General features: G+C 69.0%; 1 protein-coding gene. It reads left to right on the top strand.

Features of this window, described 5'->3' with window-relative positions; translation table 11 throughout:
- The coding region (locus AC2W7M_RS26665; protein WP_486136214.1) for a DUF3300 domain-containing protein at positions 1-751 on the top strand (751 nt) is incomplete at both ends.

The following is a 751-nucleotide window of genomic DNA, read 5'->3' as shown; positions in this document are numbered from 1 at the left end:
CCCACCGATGCCGCGCCTGGCGCGCCCGGCGGAACGGTCTCCGGCGGTGCCCCGCCGCAGGCGCCAGCTCAGGCGGCGAGCCCGATCCCGGCGGATGCGCCCAGCTATTCGGTGAGCGATCTCGAATACATCTTCGGCCCGATCGCGCTCTATCCCGACCCGCTGCTGGCGGTGCTGATGCCGGCGGCGGCCTTTCCGCAGCAGATCGTCGCGGCGAACCAGTGGATCACCGACAACCGGGCCGCGGTGAAGGCGTCCGACTTCTCGGCCGTGGACAAGATGGACTGGGACAGTTCGGTGAAGGCGCTGGTGCGCTTTCCGGACGTGGTCGCCATGCTCGCCACCCACATGGAATGGACCGAATCCATCGGCTACGCCTTCGTGCGCCAGCCGCAGGACGTCTCCACCGTGGTCCAGATGCTGCGCGCCAAGGCGCAGGAGGTGGGCAACCTCAAGAGCACGCCGCAGCAGCAGGTCACCACCCGGCAGGAGAACGGGAAGCAGGTGATCTACATCGCGCCCACCAATCCGGAGACCATCTACGTCCCCACCTATGACAGCTCCACCATCTTCACGACCGCGGCGGTGGGGGCGCTGGCGTTCGGCACCGGCGTTCTCGTGGGCTCGGCCTGGAACAACAATTGGGGCTGGAACAACCGCTATTGGAACAATGTCTGGGTGGTGCCGCCGCCTGGCGCCGCCCGCCCCCATTGGGGCTGGGGGTCCGGCAGCGCCGCGCCGCCGGCGTGGG

This window comes from Xanthobacter sp. BG11Y11_SDJG, assembly GCF_057364445.1.
This window is presented reverse-complemented; position numbering and strand designations above follow the sequence as displayed.